This window comes from Deltaproteobacteria bacterium (assembly GCA_019308995.1).
In the GTDB taxonomy this organism is placed as follows: Bacteria; Desulfobacterota; Desulfarculia; order Adiutricales; family JAFDHD01; genus JAFDHD01.
Window position 1 is genome coordinate 1 of the sequence record JAFDHD010000169.1, and the last position, 4969, is coordinate 4969.

Below are 4969 nucleotides of genomic sequence, written 5' to 3' on the forward strand. Positions count from 1 at the left end.
GAGTTCCCCACATGCGTGGGGATGAACCGGGTTTGGGCCAGGTGAGGATGGAGATTTTTAAGAGTTCCCCACATGCGTGGGGATGAACCGCTTCATAGACATTATACAATGAGCAATAAGCTGAGTTCCCCACATGCGTGGGGATGAACCGGCTACAGGAACATCCAGGAAGGTCAATAAATTGAGTTCCCCACATGCGTGTGATAGGGGACGCTCGTGCAGAGCGTGCATAACTTTTCTTGAAGTAGGAAATGAAAGGCTCCACCGTCGTCACGGATAATGAATCAAGAATGGCTTAAGGCACGGGGCATAAGGCACAAGGCGAACAGAGTTAACTGGGCAAAGGGGAGAGAAAAAGGTAAACATGATAATCTCCGCGACTCAAGGGAGAATTCGTCTTCAGAGGAGTGAAGTGACCTACCCATTAAAAACCGGATAAAACCACCCCACTGAATCGCGGCAAACTGAGTATCTAGCATGACCATACTCGATAGAATCACTGCATATCTTAAGGAGAACCCTGAAGGAGTCGATGATGACGAACTTACCCAGGTGCTTGGACTAAAGCGGCGACAGCAAGCCAACTCGCGATGCAGGCAACTCGCCAAGCAAGGCTTAATTGAACGTCGTCGTGTAGACGGTAAGATCCGAAACTTCTGGCTCGGGGGAAGTGGGACTTCACCGTCGCCAGCGAAAGGTCGTGCACAAAAAGAAGAGACTGAACCGTGGTATTCCGAAAGAAATGTTCAGGCTGCTATAGTGAAACATCTCGCCATAGAGGGTTGGGCCATCCGCTCTGTGGCTGATACGGCTAAACGCGAGCATGGCAAAGACATCGTTGCAGAACGAGGCAGAACGCTCCTGTGGGTTACAGTGAAAGGCTACCCCAAAGGGACCCCAAAAACCCCTCCGACAACTCAGGCTGGACACTGGTATAAACAAGCCATATTTGACATCATTGAATATCGAGGGGAGAACAAAACCTTGCAACTCGGTGTCGGTCTGCCTGATTTTCCAAAATACCGTTCACTCGCTGAAAAGATAACCTGGTTTCAACCTCTGGCCAGATTCACATACTATTGGGTAAAGGAAACAGGAGAAATTTCTCCGTATGCACCGCCAGCTTGTTAGTTCAGCGTTAGCCCTCATGATTACGCACGAGGCGAGCACAGGAAAAATGCGACAGAAACCGAACTTCGAAGCTGATCTTCCGAAACTCCTTTTTGTGTGTCACGGAAACACGTGTCGAAGTGTGATGGCTGCGGCTTTGGCCCGTCGGAGATTCGGCAACACAGTCACTGTCTCCTCAGCGGGTCTTCATCCCCAAAAGGTGTCCGACGCGAAGATGGCAATTCAAACGTTGAAAATGTGCTTCGGCATCGACGCATCGAGTCATATCCCTAAGGCCGTAACAGATCTGCAGCTTGACAACTTCGACTATGTGGTAGCTGTTGATAAGAGCATTGCAAAACGCCTTTCCGCGGTTCCGCTAGAGCGGTTAATCGTTTGGAACATCCCGGACCCGTGGGGTGATGACCTCCTCGAATACCGGAGCGCCGCGTTTCGGATCAATCAAGAGGTATCTAAACTTGCCACGGTTCTCAAGAAGTGATATTGCCCCGTTTTAGTGTAGTAATGCGGGACGTTCTTCACATTTGCACTTTTATGAAAGAGAGGCTTAGGTCATCATTCGTGACAGATTTAGTAAAGGGCGACCTTCAATGCTTAAATAACTTGATGAAATGGGAAATTGCTTAACGATTCTTGAACCATTAAATGTATGGTTTTTTCGGCGTCACAGATAATGAATGGTTTGCATTTCTCTTCACAGCAGCTACTTTTACCGAAAACAGTCCTCCAGTCCGCCACACAACCGGCGGATAAAAAGGACGGCGGGCAGGCCTTAAGTAAAAATCGGTAAATTAAATCAGAGATAATACTAGGGGACGCTCGTGCAGAGCGTGCTTAGCGTATTTTGTGGCATGAAATGAACGGCTTTGTCGGCATCAGGGATAAGGATTACAAAGTAACCCTGCTCAAGCAGGATTGGCATCAGGCGCAGGGCTTAAGGTGCAAGGCAACCAAATCTAATTGGGAAAATAAGGATATTTAATGGAAGAAGCAACACCAGATCCTGCAGTGTTATTGAAACTTGCCAGGACACGAATGCCCTTTGGGAAATATAAGGGGCGTTTGCTCATCGATCTTCCCGAGCCCTATGTCATATGGTTTGCGAAAAAAGGTTTTCCGGAAGGGGAACTGGGCCGGATGCTGAACATGTTGTATGAAGTTAAGATGAACGGGCTTGAGTATCTTTTCAAGCCTTTGAGGTGATTAAATGGAAAGGGATCAGCCGATGATTTGTGCAGAAAGACTAATGGAACTCCAGTGAAAAACCTTGATGTTTTAGTTGGTGTATGTGAATGGGGGACGCTCGTGCAGAAATTGCTTAACGTTGGTTTCAAAGCGACTTATCAGCTTAATAAAAGTCAGATTTTTTTCCAAGAACAGAACTTAAAAAGACTTCCATCGAAGCCCTAATACATAAGATCTTTAAGATACAAGAGCTGTACTTCATAAATCGTTTTAGAACCAACCCTCTTTACAGGTTGGAATCGATCTGATTCGCCGTATTTTAAGGGAACAGAGAAATGCTGGGAAGCTTGAGTCCCTGGGACGCGGGCCTAATGCGAGATGGAGAAATAAGTACAATACCTAATTAATAGGTAATGAAATTCATCTCAGTACCTATATATAAGAGCAGACGTAAGAGGGGACATAGTTTCTGAATGAACTTATGAACGGGTCAAGGCTCCGTTTGACTTTTGTTAAGCCAGTAAGCCTTTCGGGGAATAATAAATGAAGGGCTTTACCCCGACCGCATAAAGCCATGGCTTTAGTTCCGTCCCGACTTTTTGTGGTCGGGATTGTGGTTGGGATTACGGTCGGGATGTCGTGCCACTAAGTCCTGCCGTTCGCGAAGCGAATCGGCGAAACTAAGTGGTGCTGCGCGGCTCCACGAAATTTCATAGATTTTTAAACATTACATGTCGCCTTGAAAATTCTGTTGACAATACAGAGATTTCAATATAGACTCTCCCCATGATCCAGCGCTACCGAGAAATCAAAATCTTAGGGCAATTGCTCAAACGATTTCCTGTTGTAGGGATTGTCGGAGCTCGCCAAGTAGGTAAAACAACTCTGGCGCGGAGTTTCATCGATAGAATTGATAAGCCCACATCATACTTTGATCTTGAAAACCCGGAAGACCTGGCACGACTCGCAGATCCCATGCTCGCCCTGAAGGATCTGAAGGGATTGGTCGTCATCGACGAGGTACAACGGTTTCCCAATTTATTTCCAGTGCTGCGGGTACTGGTGGACAGGCCGCGAGGGCAGTGCCGTTTTTTGATTCTCGGCAGTGCATCTCCAAGGCTCTTACGCCAGAGCTCGGAAACACTTGCGGGGCGAATATTTTACCACCAGCTCAATGGTTTTACGATGGATGAAATTGGGCCAGAAAACCATATGCTATTATGGTTGCGAGGCGGGTTCCCACGATCGTATCTGGCCCGGACTCACACCGAAAGCGATGAGTGGCGGCGGGGATTTATTAGAACTTTCCTTGAGAGAGACCTCCCACAGCTAGGAATCACCATTCGTTCAACGACCTTGAATCGTTTTTGGCGTATGCTCGCCCACTACCATGGTCAAATTTGGAATTCATCTGAATTCGCACGCTCTTTCGGGGTAGCAGACACGACCGTCAGAAATTATCTAGATCTTATGACTTCAGCACTTATCATCCAGCAACTACCACCATGGCATGAAAATATATCCAAGCGCCAAGTAAAGGCGCCCAAAATATATATAGCTGATTCAGGGTTGTTTCATAGTCTGCTGAATCTCAAGACCTTCAGGGATCTCGAGGGACACCCAAAATTGGGTGCATCGTGGGAAGGATTTATTATTCAGCAAATTATCCGCCAGTCTGGAGCGCATACCGATGAGTGCTTTTTCTGGGCAACACATGCAGGCGCTGAGCTGGACCTACTTGTCATTAGAGGTCAGCAAAGGCTGGGCTTTGAAATTAAGCGCACCAGTTCACCGCAGCTAACCCCCTCGATGCGGATTGCTCTGAGCGATTTAAAGCTCAATCGTTTGGATGTAATGCATGCCGGAGAGGCAACCTTTCCACTGGATAAGAAAATTCGCGCGGTAGCTCTTATGCGACTGCTTGATGATGTTAAGCCTCTGCCTTATTGAAGCGGGCAATCCTCAGGAAACTAATGGAGGAAAAGTAAAGAATGAACGGGTCACCCATTAATGAAGTAGGGGACGTCCATTGGTAAATCAGTAACTTCGTATAGCATAATAGATAATAATGAAGGGGGGCATTCATACAGAAAGTGCTTAACGTTCCTTGAGGCAATAAATGAAGGGCTTTTTCAGGGTTACGGATAATGATTGTTTTGGTTTTCCCTCCCAGCAGCTACTTTTATCTAAAACTGCTTTGAGCCAAAATCGGTAAATCTCATCTGAGGTCAGGATTTGAATCGTGGAATTTTCCGGCCTTATGCACCGAGCACAACCTTGTTTCAGAAAAAATCACCTTCTCACCCACTACTCATTCACCATAAAGCAGCACTCATGATGCCCTTATTCCATGATATATACGCCATCCCCGGGGGGAATTTTATCATGCACCTTGATGGCTTTCGGGCAGGCGAGTGTTCACATTGGGGTATTATTTGACTCTCTGATAAAAGTGCTTGCGTTTTTTGTGTAGAGATTGTATTATTTTTCTACTATCGGAAAGTAAGGAGTTAAGGAAATGTTAGCAAAGCTTACCGTGAAAAACCAGATTACCATACCCAAGAAAATCATCTCTCAGCTTAAGGATGTGAAATACTTTGACGTAGATATTAAGGACGGGCTCGTGCTCTTAAAGCCAGTCAAGGTCTTTGAG

5 protein-coding genes are annotated in these 4969 nt (G+C 46.4%); all 5 read left to right on the forward strand.

Annotated features, from left to right (window positions below; all coding sequences use genetic code 11):
• Positions 1 to 477 precede the first annotated feature (477 nt).
• Complete coding sequence (locus tag JRI95_16245) at positions 478 to 1131, forward strand: MarR family transcriptional regulator (GenBank protein ID MBW2063094.1); 654 nt, start codon at positions 478 to 480, stop codon at positions 1129 to 1131.
• Complete coding sequence (locus tag JRI95_16250) at positions 1112 to 1612, forward strand: low molecular weight phosphatase family protein (protein MBW2063095.1); 501 nt, start codon at positions 1112 to 1114, stop codon at positions 1610 to 1612. The genes JRI95_16245 and JRI95_16250 overlap by 20 nt, the downstream gene beginning before the upstream one ends.
• 500 nt (positions 1613 to 2112) lie before the next feature.
• Complete coding sequence (locus JRI95_16255) at positions 2113 to 2334, forward strand: DUF3820 family protein (protein MBW2063096.1); 222 nt, start codon at positions 2113 to 2115, stop codon at positions 2332 to 2334.
• A gap of 768 nt (positions 2335 to 3102) precedes the next feature.
• Complete coding sequence (locus JRI95_16260; GenBank protein MBW2063097.1) at positions 3103 to 4266, forward strand: ATP-binding protein; 1164 nt, start codon at positions 3103 to 3105, stop codon at positions 4264 to 4266.
• A 568-nt stretch (positions 4267 to 4834) separates the two neighbouring features.
• On the forward strand, positions 4835 to 4969 hold a 135-nt coding region (locus JRI95_16265), incomplete at its 3' end, for an AbrB/MazE/SpoVT family DNA-binding domain-containing protein (GenBank protein ID MBW2063098.1).

Excerpts from the sequence above, each read along its gene's own strand:
- JRI95_16245 (MBW2063094.1), top strand. The coding sequence starts at position 478 with ATGACCATACTCGATAGAATCACTGCATATCTTAAGGAGAACCCTGAA.
- JRI95_16250 (MBW2063095.1), top strand. The coding sequence starts at position 1,112 with ATGCACCGCCAGCTTGTTAGTTCAGCGTTAGCCCTCATGATTACGCAC.
- JRI95_16255 (MBW2063096.1), top strand. The coding sequence starts at position 2,113 with ATGGAAGAAGCAACACCAGATCCTGCAGTGTTATTGAAACTTGCCAGG.
- JRI95_16260 (MBW2063097.1), top strand. The coding sequence starts at position 3,103 with ATGATCCAGCGCTACCGAGAAATCAAAATCTTAGGGCAATTGCTCAAA.